This is a genomic window from Actinomadura napierensis, from assembly GCF_039529375.1.
GTDB lineage: Bacteria > Actinomycetota > Actinomycetes > Streptosporangiales > Streptosporangiaceae > Spirillospora > Spirillospora napierensis.
In genome coordinates this window covers 1-561 of record NZ_BAAAMR010000389.1, presented here as the reverse complement: position 1 = coordinate 561, position 561 = coordinate 1, and the positions used below count along the sequence as shown (strand labels likewise).

At 38.9% G+C, this 561-nt stretch carries 1 protein-coding gene and 1 pseudogene; both read right to left on the bottom strand.

Annotation, left to right across the window (positions count from 1 at the left end):
• A partial coding sequence (locus ABD296_RS50090) for a hypothetical protein (protein WP_344285758.1) occupies positions 1-498 on the bottom strand: 498 nt, incomplete at its 3' end.
• Positions 487-540, bottom strand: a pseudogene (locus ABD296_RS50800) (hypothetical protein); the annotation flags it as partial. The gene ABD296_RS50090 and the pseudogene ABD296_RS50800, both read right to left, overlap by 12 nt.
• Positions 541-561 lie beyond the last annotated feature (21 nt).

The following is a 561-nucleotide window of genomic DNA, read 5'->3' as shown; positions in this document are numbered from 1 at the left end:
GGCTGTTTGAGCTTGTGAATTTAGGCCTACTTCTGCTTGCCCATTTTGTTGAACAGGCTCTGAAACTAAAATTTCATTTGGTGCTAAAGGACGGAATGCCAATAATCGTAAAACGCACATTTCAAAACCTTGCTCTTGCGTTACGGCAAGCTGCAAGTCTGAACGGCCTTTACATGCGATTTGGTAGTAAAGCTGCAAATCTTGAGCAGAAATCAGTTTAGAAAGCTGAAGAATTTTGGCATTAATTTCTTCACTATACTTTAAGCCGAGCTCTGGTAAATATTGTAATAAAGCCAACTCATGCAATGTTGAAATGAGCTGATCCAGTACTAACGAGACATCTAAGGCTTGATATCTAAATTGGAGTAATAACTGGCTCACTTTTTCACGTTGGTTTTGATGAACCGCTAAAATCAAATCATATATGATCGTACGGTCAATCAAGCCAAGCATTTCTTTAACATCTTGATGATGTACAGCACCCTGCCCATAAGCAATCGCTTGGTCAGTTAAAGATAATGCATCACGTAATGAACCTTGAGCAGATTAAACAATTTGCCA